This window comes from Bacillus sp. FJAT-50079 (genome assembly GCF_018343515.1).
GTDB lineage: Bacteria > Bacillota > Bacilli > Bacillales > Bacillaceae_C > Lederbergia.
The window spans coordinates 207668-225525 of record NZ_JAGYPD010000004.1 but is presented as its reverse complement, the minus strand read 5'-3'; the positions used below and the strand labels follow the sequence as shown (position 1 = coordinate 225525).

17 protein-coding genes are annotated in these 17858 nt (G+C 39.5%); 2 read left to right on the top strand and 15 right to left on the bottom strand.

The annotated features are described in order from the left end of the window. Positions 1 to 204: 204 nt before the first annotated feature. The 3 genes from KHA95_RS12010 to KHA95_RS12000 form a co-directional block, all read right to left on the bottom strand. Positions 205 to 1512, bottom strand: coding sequence for a CBS domain-containing protein (locus tag KHA95_RS12010; protein WP_213137744.1), 1308 nt, complete (start codon positions 1510 to 1512; stop codon positions 205 to 207). Positions 1513 to 1585: 73 nt separating this feature from the next. Further along, on the bottom strand, positions 1586 to 1816 hold the full coding sequence (locus KHA95_RS12005) for a hypothetical protein (RefSeq protein WP_213137743.1): 231 nt from the start codon (positions 1814 to 1816) through the stop codon (positions 1586 to 1588). Positions 1817 to 1865: 49 nt separating this feature from the next. Next, entirely contained in the window at positions 1866 to 2549 is a 684-nt protein-coding gene (locus KHA95_RS12000) for a metal-dependent hydrolase (RefSeq protein WP_213138080.1), read from the bottom strand. Between the two features lie 132 nt (positions 2550 to 2681). Here KHA95_RS12000 and KHA95_RS11995 point away from each other — a divergent pair, with 132 nt between their 5' ends. Then, positions 2682 to 3779: a M24 family metallopeptidase gene (locus tag KHA95_RS11995; protein ID WP_213137742.1), complete on the top strand. Its 1098-nt coding sequence runs from the start codon at positions 2682 to 2684 to the stop codon at positions 3777 to 3779. A gap of 196 nt (positions 3780 to 3975) precedes the next feature. Here KHA95_RS11995 and ald read toward each other — a convergent pair whose 3' ends face one another. After that, on the bottom strand, positions 3976 to 5088 hold the full coding sequence (ald, locus tag KHA95_RS11990) for an alanine dehydrogenase (RefSeq protein WP_213137741.1): 1113 nt from the start codon (positions 5086 to 5088) through the stop codon (positions 3976 to 3978). 256 nt (positions 5089 to 5344) lie between these two features. After that, a complete protein-coding gene (locus KHA95_RS11985; protein ID WP_213137740.1) occupies positions 5345 to 5497 on the bottom strand; it encodes a hypothetical protein in 153 nt (50 codons plus the stop codon). Between the two features lie 94 nt (positions 5498 to 5591). Between KHA95_RS11985 and KHA95_RS11980 the strand changes: the two genes are divergently transcribed. Further along, entirely contained in the window at positions 5592 to 6047 is a 456-nt protein-coding gene (locus KHA95_RS11980; protein WP_213137739.1) for a universal stress protein, read from the top strand. Between the two features lie 48 nt (positions 6048 to 6095). On the opposite strand, the gene argH is transcribed toward KHA95_RS11980, so the two are convergent. The 10 genes from argH to KHA95_RS11930 all read right to left on the bottom strand — a co-directional run bounded on the left by argH (position 6096) and on the right by KHA95_RS11930 (position 17850). Then, positions 6096 to 7469, bottom strand: coding sequence for an argininosuccinate lyase (gene argH, locus KHA95_RS11975; protein WP_213137738.1), 1374 nt, complete (start codon positions 7467 to 7469; stop codon positions 6096 to 6098). Beyond that, a complete protein-coding gene (locus KHA95_RS11970) occupies positions 7466 to 8671 on the bottom strand; it encodes an argininosuccinate synthase (protein WP_213137737.1) in 1206 nt (401 codons plus the stop codon). Before KHA95_RS11970 ends, argH begins: the two co-directional genes overlap by 4 nt. Positions 8672 to 8819: 148 nt before the next feature. Beyond that, positions 8820 to 9326 (bottom strand): MogA/MoaB family molybdenum cofactor biosynthesis protein, encoded by a 507-nt coding sequence (locus KHA95_RS11965; RefSeq protein WP_213137736.1) that lies wholly within the window; start codon positions 9324 to 9326, stop codon positions 8820 to 8822. Then, on the bottom strand, positions 9323 to 10165 hold the full coding sequence (locus KHA95_RS11960) for an EcsC family protein (RefSeq protein ID WP_213137735.1): 843 nt from the start codon (positions 10163 to 10165) through the stop codon (positions 9323 to 9325). Before KHA95_RS11960 ends, KHA95_RS11965 begins: the two co-directional genes overlap by 4 nt. Positions 10166 to 10724: 559 nt before the next feature. Beyond that, the gene (locus tag KHA95_RS11955) at positions 10725 to 12332 is read right to left on the bottom strand and encodes a PTS transporter subunit EIIC (RefSeq protein WP_213137734.1); all 1608 of its coding nucleotides are present in this window, start codon (positions 12330 to 12332) and stop codon (positions 10725 to 10727) included. A gap of 27 nt (positions 12333 to 12359) precedes the next feature. Further along, positions 12360 to 13772 (bottom strand): Sapep family Mn(2+)-dependent dipeptidase, encoded by a 1413-nt coding sequence (locus tag KHA95_RS11950; protein ID WP_213137733.1) that lies wholly within the window; start codon positions 13770 to 13772, stop codon positions 12360 to 12362. After that, complete coding sequence (locus KHA95_RS11945; protein WP_213137732.1) at positions 13769 to 14416, bottom strand: transaldolase family protein; 648 nt, start codon at positions 14414 to 14416, stop codon at positions 13769 to 13771. Before KHA95_RS11945 ends, KHA95_RS11950 begins: the two co-directional genes overlap by 4 nt. Positions 14417 to 14531: 115 nt before the next feature. Then, entirely contained in the window at positions 14532 to 15692 is a 1161-nt protein-coding gene (locus KHA95_RS11940; protein ID WP_213137731.1) for an iron-containing alcohol dehydrogenase, read from the bottom strand. 13 nt (positions 15693 to 15705) lie between these two features. Continuing rightward, on the bottom strand, positions 15706 to 16425 hold the full coding sequence (locus tag KHA95_RS11935; RefSeq protein WP_213137730.1) for a ribulose-phosphate 3-epimerase: 720 nt from the start codon (positions 16423 to 16425) through the stop codon (positions 15706 to 15708). A 39-nt stretch (positions 16426 to 16464) separates the two neighbouring features. Beyond that, the gene (locus KHA95_RS11930; protein ID WP_213137729.1) at positions 16465 to 17850 is read right to left on the bottom strand and encodes a tryptophanase; all 1386 of its coding nucleotides are present in this window, start codon (positions 17848 to 17850) and stop codon (positions 16465 to 16467) included. Positions 17851 to 17858 lie beyond the last annotated feature (8 nt).

Sequence of the window (17858 nt, the reverse complement as noted above, 5' to 3'; positions counted from 1 at the left end):
CTAGTGGGGGCTTCTTCATCCCCACTAGATAAGAAGATATAAAGGCTGAGAGCAGAAGATGGAGCAACCACTAGCGTCGACACGTCCTGCGGCAACCTCTGTGACTCGCTACATGCGAGCCATCTGTCCCAATGCCTTTGGACCTGCATCGCGCAACATCTTTACTTTTAAAAGTCTGTATTTGCGTTAAACACTTGCACTTCGCTATCCAATTAATCGGCACATCATGAGTGCCTTTCCAACGAGTTTGTTTTCGTTATATACTTCCACATCGACTTTTCCAAACTTTCGTCCTGCCTCAAGGATCAATGGATGCACTTCAATGACACTATCCATCTGCACCGGTTTAATAAAATAAATCGTCATACTTTCAACCGCTAATTCGCCCTTTTTCTGTTGACGGAACATTCGATTGGCCGCCTCGGTCACAATCGTTGTGAACACTCCATAAGAGATCGTCCCAAGCTGATTCGTCATTTGTGGGGTAACTTCAAAATCGAATGACGTTTTCCCTGACTTGTCAGCAGCTGAGAGCTGATTCGATATCGTATCATCGATCGTTTCTCCTACTTGTGGTTGCCTTTGTACCATTTGCAAAGCTTTTAATACATCTTGCCTGCTTATGATCCCTTCGAAGCGTTGCTGGCTATCAACGACAGGGATCACCTCAATCCCTTCCCAAATCATCATATGAGCAACAGACGCGACACTTGTCTTTTTCCCAGCTGTAAGTGGATTTTTCGTCATCACTTTCTCAATCAATAATTCATCATCTTGCCCAATCACATCTTTACCGGTTACGATTCCCTGAACCTTTCGATTCTCGTCAACTACTGGAAAGCGGCTGTGGTTCGTTTCCTTTTTCTTTTTATACCAATCTGCCACCGTATCGTTTACGGACATGCTCGCTGCTTCTTTAGCAGACGTTAAAATATCTTCTACAAGGATAATTTCTTTTTTTATCAGTTGATCATAGATTGCCCGATTGATCATCGTCGCGACCGTAAACGTATCATAGCTCGTTGATAAAATCGGTAGCTGAAGCTCATCTGCCAGTAGCTTTACATGTTCATCTGTATCAAAACCACCTGTAATAAGCACAGCTGCCCCTGCACGTAAAGCTTGTTCATGTGCTTGGGTTCGGTTTCCAACAATTAATAAATTCCCAGCCCCTGTATACCTCATCATCGCATCAAGCTTCATCGCACCGATAACGAATTTGGTGAGCGTTTTATGCAAGCCATCCTTGCCGCCGAGCACTTGTCCATCAATGATATTAACAATTTCTGCGAAAGTCAGCTTCTCAATGTTTTCTTTTTTCTTGCGCTCGATTCGGATCGTCCCTACCCGAGCAATTGTACTAACATATCCTTGATTTTCAGCATCTTTAATGGCCCGATACGCCGTTCCTTCACTTACACAAAGTGTTTTTGCAATTTGACGAACGGATATTTTTTCTCCGATCGGCAAACGATCAATATGCCGAATAATTTGTTCATGCTTCGTAGCCAAGCGTTTCACCCTTTTCTTGAAAACTAACTAATATCAGTATATCGAGAAAAGTGAGATTCTTCAATTTTGGCTATTATCGTGCTCGCAAGCGTTTGTTCATTTTTACTGGTCCCTGCAGTGGGCGTTTCTTTTTTGGAGCAAATAATAAAGCTGATAAATTTCCGGCCGCAACAATGAGAGCGAATGCAACCCATGCGATCGCAAAGATTCCTTCTAGTCCATCTGCCCACATATTGATTTTCGGCAACGCAAAGTAAATCATCGCCACAGATAATAATAAGCATAATAAATAGCGATTTCTCATCGTAAACCTCCTGTTATACTGTTTTCCACAGTATATGCAAGAATTAGGCTTATATTTCTAGGATGTCCCCAGCATTCATTACTTTTCCTGTAATCGTTGAATCTAGCATTTCAACAAATACATGCGGATCTTGTTTAATTGGCGGGAATGTATTGTAATGGATCGGAACAACCATTTTGGCTTTTAAAAATTTTGCTGCTAACGCGGCATCTTCCGGCCCCATCGTAAAATTATCGCCAATCGGTAAAAAAGCCACATCAATCGGATGACGCTCACCAATTAATTTCATATCCGAAAATAGCGCCGTATCTCCAGCATGATAGATCGTCTTGCCTTCGGCTGTGAACAGCACTCCCCCCGGCATCCCCATATAAATGATTTCCTTTTTATCTGTAATTACTGCTGAGCCATGGTATGCCTGTGTGTATTTCACCGTTCCAAAGTCAAATGTATAGGCACCCCCAATATTCATCGAATGTGTCCGTAATCCTTGCCAGCCTAAATAAACAGCAAGCTCATTCAATGCAATAACGAGTGAATCCGAGCGTTTCGCAATCGTTTCCGTATCACCTACATGATCCCCATGACCATGGGTTAAAATAATTGCATCAGCATGTTGCTCTTCAGGTTTTAAATCACTTAATTCATTTCCAGTAATGAACGGATCGATGAAAATCACCTTTCCATTCGTTTCGATTTTAATAGCAGAATGACCATGATATGAAATTTTCATCATTACAACACTCCTTACAATCATTTTCGTACTCTATTATACCATTTCGTTACTTTTGACTTTTTTCCTTTATTTCCGACTTTGTTTTTCTCGAAAAAACTGTTAGTCTCTAATGGATAGGAGATGATGATCATGAATCAAAGATTAACTAAATTAATCGCATGGCTAAAACAAGAACAAGTCGATGCCGCGTTCATCACATCACCGGATAATGTGTTTTATTTAACAGGTTTTCACAGTGATCCACATGAACGATTGCTCGCTCTTGCTGTCTTCCCAAATGCGGAGCCTTTTCTTGTTTGTCCAAAAATGGAAGAACTCGATGCAAAAAACGCTGGCTGGGAACATGAAATTCTTGGATATAATGATACAGATCCCACTTGGGAGCTTGTGGATAAATTCGTCCAAAAACGCGTGAACAAGGTAAATACATGGGCGGTAGAAAAAGAACATTTAAATGTGGAAAGATATGAAGAGCTCTCCCAGCGTTTCAACGGTGCATCATTCATCCGAGCTGAACAAATATTGAATGAGCTGCGCATGGTAAAAGATGAACAAGAGATTGCATTGCTGAAAAAAGCATGTGAACTAGCCGACTTTGCTGTCCAAGTTGGAATGAATGAAATCGCGGAAGGAAAAACCGAACTAGATATCATCGCAGCAATTGAATATGAAGTGAAGAAAAAAGGCGTTTCAGGCATGTCCTTTGACACGATGGTATTAACCGGTGCAAATGCTGCTATGCCCCATGGAACACCAGGATTAACGAAAATTAAGAAAGGCGATCTCGTCTTATTTGATCTCGGTGTCATTTATGAAGGATATTGCTCCGATATCACGAGAACGATCGCATTTGGTGATATTTCCGAAGAACAAGCTCGAATTTATAATACGGTATTGCAGGCTGAAGAAACTGCATTGAAGGCGGTAAAACCTGGAATGAAAGCATCTGAGCTTGATTTAATGGCAAGAAAAATCATTGAAGATGCGGGTTATGGTGACTTTTTCCCACATCGATTAGGTCATGGACTCGGGATTAGCGTCCATGAATTCCCATCGATGACTGCGACAAATGATTTAGAATTGAGATCAGGAATGGTGTTCACGATTGAACCGGGCATTTACGTTCCAAACGTCGCTGGTGTACGAATTGAAGACGATGTCCTTGTTACCGAAAACGGCGTGGAAGTACTAACTTCGTTCCCAAAATCATTACAAATTGTTGAATAAGCAAGTGACTGATTAAATTTCTAAGCCATAGGCAAGATTTCTAAGCCATTGAGCGGATTTCTAAGCCATTGAGCGGATTTCTAAGCCATTGAGCGGATTTCTAAGCCATTGAGCGGATTTCTAAGCCATTGAGCGGATTTCTAAGCCATTGAGCGGATTTCTAAAAACCAAGCTGCCCTTCGGACAGCTTGGTTTTTTAGATTAATTCCCTCACATCTTGGAATGGTAGATTAAGAGAGTCAGCAACTGCTTTATATGTTACTTGACCATTGAACGTATTGATTCCTTTTAATAATGCCTCATCTTCTTGACATGCTTGAACAATGCCTTTATTAGCAATTTTAAGTGCATATGGAACAGTAACGTTTGTTAATGCCATCGTTGCTGTGCGAGGAACAGCTCCTGGAATGTTTGGAACAGCATAATGCACAACACCATGCTTTACAAATGTTGGGTCGGCATGTGTCGTTGTTGTATTGGCTGTTTCAAAAATACCGCCTTGGTCAATCGCAATGTCTACGATGACAGACCCAGGCTTCATTGCCTTCACCATTTCCTCTGATACTAATTTCGGTGCTTTAGCTCCCGGAATTAATACAGCCCCAATGACTAGGTCTGCCTCAGCAACCGCTTCGGCAATATTATAAGGATTCGACATTAAGACAGTAACGTCAGTGCCGAATAAATCATCTAGCTGTCGTAAACGATCAGGATTTACATCTAGAATTGTCACATGTGCTCCAAGTCCGATTGCCATTTTAGCCGCGTTCGTTCCCGCAATTCCACCGCCAATGACTGTAACTTTCCCGCGTTGTACACCTGGCACTCCAGATAATAAAATACCGCTGCCGCCATGAATTTTCTCAAGGAATTGTGCTCCTACCTGTGCAGCCATCCTTCCTCCAACCTCGCTCATTGGCGTTAATAGCGGCAAAGTGTTATTAGCAAGTTGCACTGTTTCATAAGCGACCCCCGTTACGTTGTTAGCATTCAATGCTTCAACAAGTTTCGGTTCTGCTGCGAGATGTAAATAAGCGAATAAAATAAGACCTTCGTGAAAATATTTATATTCTGCTTCTAACGGCTCTTTAACTTTCATCACCATTTGAACGGACCAAGCCTCTTCCGCATTGTTTACAATTTTAGCTCCAGCTTCCACATAATCGTTATCAGTGAATCCCGAACCGAGCCCAGCCCCTGTTTCAATATATACTTCGTGGCCGGCCGCCGAGAGCGTCAATACGCCCGCAGGGGTCATCGCAACCCGATTTTCATTATTTTTTATCTCTTTCGGTATTCCGATCCGCATTTCTTTTCCTCCTGTTCGATGATTCTACCTTACTAATATAACATTATGAGGAAACGTTGACAGCATTTTTTTAGCTTAAAAGACGAAAATTCAGATCATTCGACAATAAACATAATAAATGTAACCCAATAATTCTGAGGAAAATCAAGATGAGTAAAAAAACAATCGAACTTGTCCTTCATCACTATGACGAGGGGAAAGTTCGATATACAATCCGTTTATGGACGACTGAGTAGATGAGCTTCGATCGTCTTCGCTATTCTTCAGGCTGATTTTGCTCATATTTTTGCTTATGCTCATCCATTTCTTCTACAACCCCCAATGAATAAACATCCATAATTTGCTTCATCGTTTGACGATTTTCTTCTTCTGAATAATGTATACTTTCATCTATATTTTGTTTTTTCATTTTTCGACAGCTCCTTTTCCCATAGTATTCGTCACTAAATATGAGATATACTGTCTAATTCATGTTAAAATAAAATTAAGGAGGGGATGATTTTATGTCACGAACATATCAAAATATTTTAGTCGCAGTCGATGGATCAAAATCAGCAGAATGCGCATTCAAAAAAGCGGTCTATATTGCCCTTAGAAATAATGCACAGCTTACACTCGTCCATGTCGTTGATACGCGATCATTTGTATCGATCGAAGCGTACGATGGAACGATGGCTGAAAGAGCCGAAAGATATGCCGAAGAACTCCTTGAAGATTATAAAAAAGAAGCAGCAGCCAAAGGTTTACAAACATTAAATACAATTATTGAGCATGGTTCACCAAAAACAATTATCCCGAAACAAACCGCTAAAAAAATAAACGCGGACTTAATTATTTGTGGAGCAACAGGATTAAACGCCGTAGAACGATTGCTCATCGGAAGCGTTTCAGAACAAATTACACGATCCGCTTCATGTGATGTTCTCGTCGTCCGGACTGATGACGATGTGACTCTTTAAAATGTGAGTTGAAAAAATGCCTAGTCAGTATAAACTGCTAGGCATTTTTTATTCTAAATGAAGTTTCGCTTGCTCCAATTGCTTTTCGACTTGGGCAAATCCGGTTCCACCGTAAGAATTTCTCCGTTTTACCGCTTCTTTTGGTGATAATACGGTAAAGACATCTTCCTCGATTTCGAAACAAGCTTGTTTCAATTCATCTAATGATAAGTCGAGCAAAAAACAATTTTTATGAATACATGTGAGCACAAGCTTTCCAACGATTTCATGCGCGTCACGGAATGGAATGCCTTTCGTCGCTAAATAGTCAGCAAGCTCCGTCGCATTGGAAAAATCCTGATTAACCGCCGCTTCCATTGACTTTGTCTTCACCGTCATCGTCTCGATCATCCCAGTGAAAATTTTCAAAGAGCCGATCAGCGTGTGGACTGTGTCAAACATTCCTTCTTTGTCTTCCTGCATATCTTTATTATATGTGAGCGGCAAGCCTTTTAAAATGGTGAGCATGGACATCAAATTCCCAAATACTCGACCGCTTTTTCCTCGAATTAACTCAGCCATATCAGGGTTTTTCTTTTGTGGCATAATGCTGCTTCCTGTTGCATACGAATCATCTAGTTCAATAAAATTAAACTCTTTACTCGCCCATAGAATGATTTCTTCTGCAAATCTTGATAGGTGCGTAATTGTTAGAGCAGCATTGCTTAAAAATTCAACGATAAAATCTCGGTCACTGACCGCATCCATACTATTTTCGTACACACCGGAAAAACCTAATAGCTCTGCAGTATAATAGCGATCGATGGGGAATGTCGTTCCTGCCAAAGCACTTGCTCCAAGCGGTGATAAGTCGATTCTTTTTAAGCTTTCCCGGAATCTTTGCTTATCACGTTCAAGCATCCAAAAATAGGCAAGCAAATGATGGGCGAAGGAAACCGGCTGAGCCCGCTGCAAATGGGTGTACCCTGGAAAAATCGTCTCGATGTTTTTTTCAGCTTGAATCGTTAACACCGTTTGCAGTTCTTGAAGATGCTCAATAATTGTTCCGACCTGCTTTTTTAAATAAAGATGCATATCTGTTGCCACTTGGTCATTTCTGCTTCTACCTGTGTGCAGTTTTCCGCCAACAGGTCCGATTTCAGCAATCAACATCTTCTCCAAATTCAAATGAATATCTTCTTCTGAAATCGAATATTCCAATTGGCCTACTTCAGCCTTTGCTTTTAATTTCAATAGTCCTTCAGCAATTTGTTTGCTTTCTTCTACTGGAATGATGTTTGTCTTCCCAAGCATTTTTACATGAGCGATGCTTCCTTCAATATCTTCAAAAACAAGCTCTTGATCAAAGGAGATAGAGGCGCCGAACTCCTCTATCCATTGCTCCGGTGATTTTGCAAAGCGGCCTCCCCATGCTTTTTTCATGATTTTAAACCGTCCTTTTTATGAATCGTACTATGAACTTCTGTCGGCAAGCCCCATAATTTAATGAACCCGACAGCGGCGGATTGATCAAATTTATCAGCAGATGTGTATGTCGCTAGTTTCTCATCGTATAATGAGTTAGGCGATTTTCTTCCTTCAACGATTGCATGACCTTTAAATAATTTTACTCTGACGACCCCATTCACATACTTTTGGGTTTCTGCAATAAATGCCGTCAACGCTGGCTTTAATGGAGAGAACCAAAGTCCATCATAAATTAATTCCGTCAATTTCTTTGAAATGACCGGCTTAAAATGGGCTAGTTCTTTTACTAATGTTAAGTCTTCCAATTCTTTATGCGCTGTTAAAAGCGTCATCGCCCCAGGGCACTCATATATTTCACGTGATTTAATTCCAACAAGTCGATTTTCCACATGATCAATACGGCCAATTCCATGTTTCCCCGCGATTGAATTTAGTTCTAAAATCAACTCGCTTAACGGATATTGCTTCCCGTCAAGCGATACAGGTACACCATTTACAAATTCGATTTCGATAAGTTCTGGTGTATCAGGTGTATGCTCTAATGCCGCTGTTAAATCGTAAGCTTCTTCTGGTGGAGCAGCCCATGGGTCTTCTAAAATTCCACATTCATTCGCTCTTCCCCATAGATTTTGGTCAACAGAGTACGGGCTGTCCAAATCGATTGGGATCGGAATCCCTTTCTCTTTTGCATACTCGATTTCCTCTTCACGTGACCAGCTCCACTCACGCACAGGTGCCAAAACCTCTAGATCAGGATTCAATGCTTTAATCGAAACTTCAAAGCGAACTTGGTCATTTCCTTTTCCTGTGCAGCCATGTGCAACGGCGTCCGCATTTTCTTGTTCCGCCACTTCAACTAATTTTTTCGAAATTAACGGGCGTGATAACGCCGAAACTAATGGATATTTATTTTCATACATTGTATGTGCCTGCAATGATAATAACGCATATTCATTCGCAAATTCTTCCCTTGCGTCAATGACATAACTTTTTGATGCGCCCATATCCAATGCTTTTGATTGAACAAACGCAAGATCTTTTCCTTCCCCTACATCTAAGCAGCATGCCACAACTTCATAACCTTGATCAAGGAACCATTTAATGGCTACGGACGTATCTAAACCACCGGAATAAGCGAGAACAACTTTCTTTTTCATTGTGTGAAAACCTCCTGCTTGATGTATATATATACAACCAAACTTATTTTTAATCATTTAATGAAAGAATATTATCATACTTTAATAGCACCTTTCAATACTTTTTTTCAAAAAAATGTATAAAAAAATGAACAAGGTTAATCCTTGTTCATTTCGTAAGCTCCCTAATAAGATGTCCAAGCTCTTTTATAATTAATTTTTCCATAGCAAGCTTTACTGCCCCAGAAGAACCCGGCATAATAAAAATAACCTTCTGACCATATGTTCCCGCCGCTGCTCTTGACATCATCGCAGCCGAGCCAATATCTTCTGTATAACTAAGCATGCGAAATAATTCTCCAAAGCCAACAATCTCTTTATGAAACAGTGGAGAGACGGATTCAATCGTCACATCCCGCTCAGAAATACCCGTTCCTCCCGTTATAAGGATCGCTTGAATATCAGTTTCATCCCCAAGCGTTTCAACCGCTGAGCGAATCAATCCTCGTTCATCCTTAACAATTTGCTGCTGCTTCACTGTATGTCCAGCTTCTTCAACATATTGCCTGATGAGCCGACCGCTTTTATCCGTCGCTTCCGTTCTCGTATCACTTACCGTTATGATCGCACAGTTAATCGTTTGTGGCGCTTGTTGTTTATGTTCGTTCACACTCACCGCACGTCACCATTCTTTTCGAGTAAATACTTGTACTGATAATATTTTAAAGCGAAGTTTGTAATCTTTCTCGTCGTGTTATAATTCATCCCTGCCCCGACCGCCATCGAGACAATTGGTAAACCAGATATTTTCTTTTTTGAAAAACAGACGATGAAGCCAAGTTTAATCAACTGTTTAATCGGTTCATCGATCCATGTTTGGTCGATGATTCGCTCATGAACATTAAAGTAAAATTGCTCCGTACCTTTTTGTAAATCATCCATTAAATCTTCCCAACCGAACATTTTTATCCGATCAGGCATCGTCGCTGTATTAAATACTTTCACCGTTTCGAGCACCCCTGCCGGTGATTGCACATCATAGCCAAATGACATGGCTGTTAATTGAACAGCGCGCATATTAATAACGAACATCGATAAAAAGTCACTGCCGATTAAAAGCGGCTGCCCAGAACCAGCAATTCCCCCTTGCATCAATGAATAAAGACGATGTTTTGCAGCCTGCTGTTTTGCTATAAAACTGAGCTGATCAATCGGCATCTTTCTCATATCCGCAAGTGAATGAATGTCATCATTCATTGCTCGGGCCGCATCAAGAATCCGATCGCTTGCTTCATTTTGAATTTGCATTCCTCGGATCAATGAGCTTACTTGAAAAAACCAATTATCCATCTTTTCAAAAAATTGGGATTGCACAGACTCTGGAATAAGAGCAAATGCACGATCAACCCATTTATCATACGTGTTTTCAAAATCAGTTGCTTCATACTCATAAAATGACTGACGCCAATCTTCCAAAGACTCTAAAAGAGTTTCATCTCTTTTAGTCAGATTCATTCAAGCCACCCCTTACCTTTATATTACTGTCTTCTCTTTTATCGAATTATACAGTTAACATCGTTTCGATTGCAAATGATTCGAGGATTCTTTTTATGCGTAGCCCATCTAGACGGTAGATGTTTTCCACGTCCCTTGATATGATCGTTGAAAGGGACAAATTCCTAAAAAATGTTAGGAGGATACTCATGTTTCTCTTTCATATGCTAGCAGCAATCATTGGTATGACTATTTTGATTTGTTTTCTGATTTTCTTTGTCTATGACATGCTACGAAGCAAAAAAAATGCTTACACGTGGTTTATTTTAGTAATTACACTCTTATTTTTAACACTTGCTCTTCGACAAAGTTTTAAATTTTTCGGAGTCCTGATGTTTCGATATTAAAAAAACGAGGCTGGAACAAAAGCTTTTCATCAAATCCAAATGCGAACGATAGCAACTGCAAATAACTCGCTCCGGAAATATACTTCGCTAAGTTATCCCATTGTTCGCCTTTAGATTTGATCGCTTTCGTTATGTCCCAACCTCGTTAAGAAATTCTTTCGTTTTTATCACTTTTACTCCATGCCGACCGCGTCGCGCACTTGGCCAGCTAAGGTAATTACATGTGGACCGTAAATGATTTGGAATGCATTTCCACTTCTAACGACTCCGCTTGCACCCAAATGATCGACCCAATGATCATTCGGGGCAACAAGCTTTTCATTAACTACTTTAACTCTTAATCTTGTCGCACAGTTTGTAATGCTGACAATATTATCTTTCCCACCGAAAGCTTCAACAATGGCTGGGATTTGATCATTTGTCACAGCACCTTTTTGATCGAGATAATCTTTCTTCGTAAACAGCTTAATTGTATCCGCTTCCAATTCTCTTCCTGGTGTTTTTATATTAAACTTTAGAATCGACCATTTAAAAGCGAAGTAGTAAGCGGCAAAATAGGCCGGAATTAATAGAAGCATATACATTGCATGAACTTTCTCCGGTTGAAGCAAGTTCGGGAACATATCTCTAACAGCCGTCCCCATTATTGAAATATTCATCGCTTCTGCTAATACGTATGATAAACCTGAAAGTGGTACATGAATTAGAAAATAAAGCAGTGGTTGAACGAATAAAAATGTATACTCGATAGGTTCTGTAACCCCAATTAATACAGCAGTCAGTACAGCTGGGATTAATATACTTGCAACTTTCTTACGATTTTCGGGCTTAGCCACATGATACATTGCAAATGCAGCGCCAGGAAGACCACCAAAATGAAATAGAATTCTTCCAGTTGTAAAGTTCCTGACAATATACTCAGATTCATTTGGGGAACCCATTTGTGCTAGCATAATGTTTCTTACGCCCTCATAAACGGTTCCATCTACTAGCATTGTACCCCCAACCTTCGTATATTCGATAGGAAAAGCAATTAAATGATGGATCCCGATTGGCAATAATGCTCGATCCAACGCACCAAAGACAAATGTTCCAATGAGTCCGCTTGCGGTAATGAAATGACTAATACTTGATAATCCCATTCCGATGAATGGCCACACATAGTATAAAATAATTCCTACCGGAATCGTTACGAAAAAAATAAGAATTTGCACATATCTTGGTCCTGAGAAAAATGAAAGAGCATTTGGAAGTTGCTTTTCGCAATATTTATTATGAACGATACTAGCCACAACTCCAGCAATAAGTCCCGAAAAAATCCCCATATCATAACTGAAGATTCCTAAAACATGCCCAAAAAGTGCGTTAAAGTTTTTTGCACCAACTTCGGAATAACCAGAAGCGATTAAAGCTTCCACAGTTGTTGTTTCTGGATTTAAGTTATTAATAGAAAGCATTGTATTAATGACCGTATTTAACCCTAAAAATAAAACGAGCCCCGCAAGCGCCGCCCAGCCCTTTTCTTTTTTAGCAAGCCCAAAAGCAAGTCCTACCGCAAAGAATACAGCTAAAAATCTCATAACCATAAAACCTAAGCTATTTACGATTGAAAAAAATCCGTGAACAATATTTCCTTCTTTAATTAACCAACCCAATCCCAATGCGTTAGCGTTATCAATATTAACAAGTGCGGCGCCAATTCCGATAAAAATCCCGGCTACTACTAATAAAATAATTGGAATCATCATCGAACCAGCAAAAGCTTGAACTCTCTCTCTCATTATACTCCCTCCCATTCGCTGCTTCTTCTAATCTAAGTTTGCTAACAATCTAATTGCTTCACAATAAATGATGACTGATGTATACAGTGTTTCAATCCGTATTCTTTCATTTGCTAAATGTGTATTCGTGATTTCATTTGGAAATGTAGGTCCGAAAATCACACAATTGTTAATTGCCCGAGCATACGAAATGCCGCCCTTTGTGATACATTCAGGTTCATCGCCCATTACGTTATAATAAGCAGTTTTCAATCTTTGAATAAATGGCTCCTCTTCATTAACAAAGTGTAAATCCTTCAAAAAATGATCCGATATTTGGAAGTTTTGTTCGATAGCAAACGAAGAAGATAATAGATTAAATGCCGTAGTCGCTTTTATTTTTTGGGTATATCGATAATCAAAGCCAAACTCAAAATTCCGATTATTTAATAGGCAATATGTTAGGGCAATAGTTGACTCCCCCATGTCAGGATCTATATAATTTAGACCTATTTTCTCTCCATACGCATCATCAAGTAAATATTGTTCCAAAAAACTCACAAATGACTTCCCCATTAAATCCAAATGATTTTGAAATGTGATTAAATCCCTCCCCAACTTAAAAATTGCATTATCACCTTTATGAGGATTTCTGGAAAGTACTTTGTCTGATTTGTAAGTTGCGGTAATAACACTATCTTCCACGTTAATTCCCGCTGATTCTTTCAAAAATTCCAATAATTCACTAGGTCGTTTACTTTTGAATTTAACCGTAATTTCATTGCACACAAATCCAAACTGCTTTGCACTTTGCAACTCTATGATCGAGTGAAGGTTCGCCTCTTCACCATTCATTCTATTAAGGGAAAACGTTCCTTGAACGACCCCTTTTTCTCCGTTTACAATTGGAAAATTGCCATCTGGAGAAAATGAATATTTTGGTTCGGGCTTCTTCTTAAAATAGTGATCCATACATTCCCAAGTTGTTTCCTCGGCTCCACCTAAAATAAGGCGTATTTTACTTTGAACGGGTATATTTAAATCCCTTAAAATTTTGATTGCGTAGTAGGCTGCTAGAGAGGGTGCCTTATCATCATTAACTCCTCTTCCATATAGAAATCCATCTTCGATTCTTAATTGATATGGGGTGGAATCCCACTCGGCTAAGTCCCCCTCTTCTACAATATCTAGATGGCCAAGTATACCGACCAGCTTTTCACCTTTCCCTAAATCTATTTGAAGTGCGTAGCCATCCACATCTTCAAATTCAAATTGATCGCGTCTTGCCATCGTAATCATTTGGTCAAAAGCCTTCCTGACTCCTAAACCAAAAGGTGCATTAATTGTTTTTGTTTTGTGATCCGCAACAGATTTAATTGCTGTTAAATCCGCTATATCATCTATAAGCTGATTTTCATATTCCTTAAGTTTTTCCTGATAAAGAGGTATATAGTTAATCATTTTGATGCCACCTCAAGGCTGCTAATTAAATCTTTTTGAAATTTTTCATTACCGGAAACTGTCAGCGAGTGACGAAAACTATCCTCGATAAGTAAATACGGAACCGCCGCATAATCCGCATATAGAGCTGCCTGTTCCAACTGCCTTTGATTTCGTAGGCTTGCAGCGATTATTTTTGTTTTATAACCGTTCTTAACAATAATCTCAGCAACATTTTTTATAAATCCAATGCCATCTTTCCCCACATCTTCATTTCTCGCTACAAAGAGAAAAAGATAATCTACTCCAGCTTGCATAGACATAAGGGCTTGATTGATATCGAATACAAGGGTTACTGCAGTTATAATACCTGTTCCAGATACTTCCTTTATGAATTGCAAGCTTTCTGCCGAATAATTAAGCTTCAAGATAATTTGATCTGAAATCGATTGTATGTTTTGGGCTTGATCATACAATTCCGTTAAATGATTTCCAATGACTTCTCCTGTTAATAACACATCTTCAGTTTTGTATTTTTCAAGAAAGTGCAGAAGATTCACTTTTTCGTTCGCATAAAGTGATGGATTTGAAGTAATCCCTACTACTCCCATTTGTAACGCTAATTGTATTTCTTCCTCATTGGCGGAATCTATAAAATATTTCACTTGTTAACTCCCTTCTTCGCGAATCAATTTACCATTATTTTGACAGCGGTTACACAACTGTCATATGTTAGACGATACTGTTGACCTTCTTAGGAAAACAGCATCATCCAATGCATTACATACTCTTTGAAAAGATCTCTTTCATTTGATTGGCATTCGTGATCGGCATATTGAAACTAAGCTTACTCATTATTTCTTTTGCCATCCGATCATCCAAAGCTAATCCTTCAAGTGTTGAAGATAAACCAAGCTTTTGAATAAATAATGTAAATGTAGCAAACGTTATTTCACTTAAAGTGTGAGAGTGACCCTCGGGTTTGTAATTTTCAAATATAGCAAGAAGATCTTTTATCTTGACTTCGTTTTGCTCACTTGCATGTTCCATGAAACGCGGATAAATATAAGCTAGCGTCTCTCCGTGCGCTAAAGCTGGATAATAGCCATTAATTATTTCAGCAATTGGGTGCGGTGCTTCCGCTCCCGCATTCGATAGACATATTCCAGCAAGAGTATCAGCATATGCCATATGCTCTCTTAGAGAAAGATTTAATGGATCGTTTAGAAGCTCTGGCAAAGATTTTACTATAATCTTAATTGCCTCTAAAGAAAGCAATTCTGTTAAAGCTGACGCCCTTGGATTTAAATAACTCTCAATCGAATGGCAAAGCGCGTCAAAACCAGTCGCTGCTGTCACTTTAGTTGGTACAGTTATCATCAATTGAGGATCCACTATGGCTTGTTTAGGAATAAGACAAGATTGAAATAGTGTAACCTTCTCGCTTTTAGCACTATCTGTAATGACTGCTGCTTGGGTAATATGCGAGCCCGTTCCCGATGTAGTTGGAATCGCCACGATCGGCAACGCTCTTCTTGTTTGATCCGTGTCTTTAAATGGGTTTGAGAATTCTGCAAAACTTTCATCCCAACTTAACTCCGGGTTGATCGCTAATAATGCAATCGCTTTAGCAGCATCTATCGTTGATCCGCCGCCAAAAGCGATCACAAAATCAACATTGTTTTCATTTGCGATCTTAACTCCCTTATCCACTATTTCCGTAGTCGGATTAGGAATCACCTGATCGAAAATTGAAAATGCAATTCCATTTTGCACTAGATTTTGCGTCATATCGTTAAACAGCTGCTCGCGCTTCTGATCTTTCATTGGCGTCCGAACAATCAGACAGTGATGTCCATATTGTTTTGTATATAATCCAACGTTCAGTCTCTCACCAGAGCCAAAATGAACTTTCACAGGCGAGAAAAAGGAAAATTCCATATTCTTTCCCCCTTTATTCTCCAAAGTGTTCAATACTTGCTTGATCAATCGCTTCTCTGCATGCTTTCACACCCGCTGTAATGCCTTCCGGATGTTTGAAAATTCCTGAAGAAAGAACGATGACATCTGGTTCTGCAGCTACCATGTCTGATAAATTATTCGCTCTTAATCCTCCATCTACGGCTAACTCACATGTTGGATTTTTTTCGTTAATAAGCGCTCGAGCCCGTCGAACTAAATCGAGCGATGATCTGCGCCATCCCCAGTTATCGCGTCCATCTGTTTCGTCCACACCGTGAACGACAATATGCAAGCGATCAATATCGTAAATAGCTTCTTCAACAAAAGAAAGAGGCGTGTAACAACCGATAGTCAGCCCAACCTTCATGCCAAATTCACGGCAATAATTAATGATGTATGCTAGCGGCGCTCCTAGAAATTGTTCGGCAGGAATAATAAGCATATTGGCTCCAGCTTCAGCAATTTTTTCTATAAAGAGCCTGTCACATTCACGCGTATAAATATGGCATTCAATCGGCTTATCTGTAACCGGACGGATGCCTTCAATAATTTGATGTCCTCCCATTAACTGTTGGTTTCTTAAATCATACATATCTGCCGCATCTGAATGAATATAATCCGCGCCCGCATTAGATGCTTCTTTTACAATATCTGCAATATGACCATAATCTACATGTGCAAGACCAGCAGCAATTTTAATATATTTTTTCATTGTGAAACCTCCATTAATCAATTCTAGTTTTTGTCACTTTTATAGAAGCTCAAATCCCGCGGTAAAATGTCTTAATGAAGTGATCGGACCTTCATAAACAAGTTTCATACCTTTATATTGATCTCTTTTTTCATAAATATCGCCAAGCGCATTTGCGATGACATCCATATGACTATTTGTATATACTCTTCTTGAAAGTCCAATTCTCATCGTCTCAACTTCCGGCCATATTGGCTCTCCCGAAACGGGGTCTTTAGAACCAAACGCACAAGCGCCTAGCTCAACTGCTCGTACTCCCGCCTCTTCATAAAGAGCTGTAACAAGTCTTTGCGACGGAAATTCATGCTGGGGTATATGAGAAAAAAACCTTCTCCCATCGACATATACTCCATGCCCGCCTGTGGGTTCAATAATTGGGACACCTCTCTCAAGCAATTGGTCGCCTAAATATTTCACCTGATTAATTCTGTATTCAAGATATTGTTGATCGCATCCTTCTTGAAGACCAACAGCAAGTGCTTCAAGGTCCCGACCAGCCAAACCACCATATGTAATAAAGCCTTCATGAACGATTGCTAATTGCTGAGCGTGTTTAAATATTTCCTCATTGCGTGTAACAAATAAACCACCAATATTGACCATTCCATCTTTCTTCGAACTCATTGTGGCTGTTTCGCAATAAGAAAACATTTCCCGAGTAATTTCCTTGATTGACTTATCTTGATAGCCCTCCTCTCTTTGTTGAATAAAATAGGCATTTTCAGCTAATCGAGCGCTATCAATAACAACTGGAATGTTGTAGCTTTTCGCTAATTCACTTACTTCACGAATATTTTCCATAGAAACCGGCTGACCGCCATTATTATTACAAGTAACTGTGATAATAACAACCGATATTTGGTCCGATCCTTTTTCTTCAATTAATCTTTCCATTTTCTTCAAATCAATATTCCCTTTAAATGGTTGAGCTGGACTTGTGGTATCTTTCCCTTCATCAACAACATAATCTACTGCGAGAGCACCTAACACTTCCGCATTTCCTCTAAATGTATCAAAATGCATATTTCCTATCGCGTATTTTCCTTCCTTAGCATATAACTTTGCCATAATATAATCCGCTGCCCTACCTTGATGAGTAGGTTGGACAAATGGCATCCCAAATATATCTTGGACTGATTTTTCAAGTTTATAGAAACTTTTTGACCCGGCATACGATTCATCCCCAAGCATCATCGCCGACCATTGTTCGCTGCTCATCGCTGATGTCCCGCTGTCCGTTATACAATCTATATATACATTTTCAGCTTTTAACTTGAATGCATTATAACCTGCTTCTTTTAACCATTTTTGTCGTTCTTCTTTCGTTGTTTTTTTTACTCTTTCAACTACTTTTATTCGAAATGGTTCCGCTGTCATATATTTCATTCTGTTCC

Bases quoted from the DNA above. Each gene is read 5' to 3' on its own strand.
- KHA95_RS11935 (WP_213137730.1), bottom strand. From the start codon at position 16,425: ATGAAAAAATATATTAAAATTGCTGCTGGTCTTGCACATGTAGATTAT.
- KHA95_RS11985 (WP_213137740.1), bottom strand. From the start codon at position 5,497: ATGAAAAAACAAAATATAGATGAAAGTATACATTATTCAGAAGAAGAA.
- KHA95_RS11995 (WP_213137742.1), top strand. From the start codon at position 2,682: ATGAATCAAAGATTAACTAAATTAATCGCATGGCTAAAACAAGAACAA.
- KHA95_RS11930 (WP_213137729.1), bottom strand. From the start codon at position 17,850: ATGAAATATATGACAGCGGAACCATTTCGAATAAAAGTAGTTGAAAGA.
- KHA95_RS12005 (WP_213137743.1), bottom strand. From the start codon at position 1,816: ATGAGAAATCGCTATTTATTATGCTTATTATTATCTGTGGCGATGATT.
- KHA95_RS12000 (WP_213138080.1), bottom strand. From the start codon at position 2,549: ATGAAAATTTCATATCATGGTCATTCTGCTATTAAAATCGAAACGAAT.
- argH (WP_213137738.1), bottom strand. From the start codon at position 7,469: ATGAAAAAAGCATGGGGAGGCCGCTTTGCAAAATCACCGGAGCAATGG.
- KHA95_RS11955 (WP_213137734.1), bottom strand. From the start codon at position 12,332: ATGAGAGAGAGAGTTCAAGCTTTTGCTGGTTCGATGATGATTCCAATT.
- KHA95_RS11970 (WP_213137737.1), bottom strand. From the start codon at position 8,671: ATGAAAAAGAAAGTTGTTCTCGCTTATTCCGGTGGTTTAGATACGTCC.
- KHA95_RS11950 (WP_213137733.1), bottom strand. From the start codon at position 13,772: ATGATTAACTATATACCTCTTTATCAGGAAAAACTTAAGGAATATGAA.
- KHA95_RS11940 (WP_213137731.1), bottom strand. From the start codon at position 15,692: ATGGAATTTTCCTTTTTCTCGCCTGTGAAAGTTCATTTTGGCTCTGGT.
- KHA95_RS11980 (WP_213137739.1), top strand. From the start codon at position 5,592: ATGTCACGAACATATCAAAATATTTTAGTCGCAGTCGATGGATCAAAA.
- ald (WP_213137741.1), bottom strand. From the start codon at position 5,088: ATGCGGATCGGAATACCGAAAGAGATAAAAAATAATGAAAATCGGGTT.
- KHA95_RS11960 (WP_213137735.1), bottom strand. From the start codon at position 10,165: ATGAATCTGACTAAAAGAGATGAAACTCTTTTAGAGTCTTTGGAAGAT.